1 protein-coding gene is annotated in these 269 nt (G+C 71.7%); it reads left to right on the plus strand.

All coding sequences use genetic code 11. The features are described 5' to 3' along the window. On the plus strand, nucleotides 1-269 hold a 269-nt coding region (locus NLU14_RS21930), incomplete at both ends, for an alpha/beta fold hydrolase (protein WP_420845096.1).

Genomic DNA, 269 nt, shown 5'->3' on the forward strand with positions numbered 1-269 from the left:
GGCGCATGCGGCGACCGCGCCGGCACCGGCCGAGATGATCCAGATGGATCACCTCTCGGTGCAGGTGATCGGCAAGGGCAGTCCGGTGATCCTGATCCCCGGCCTGTCGAGCCCTCGCGCGGTGTGGGACGGCGTGGCGCCCGAGCTGGCGAAGGCGCACACCGTGTATCTCGTCCAGGTCAACGGCTTCGGCGGCGACGCGCCGGGCGCCAATCTGGGCGAGGGGCTGCTCCCCGCCATGGTCGCCGAGCTGCACAAGCTGGTCGCGG

The organism is Marinobacter iranensis, assembly GCF_029207565.1.
GTDB lineage: Bacteria > Pseudomonadota > Gammaproteobacteria > Pseudomonadales > Oleiphilaceae > Marinobacter > Marinobacter iranensis.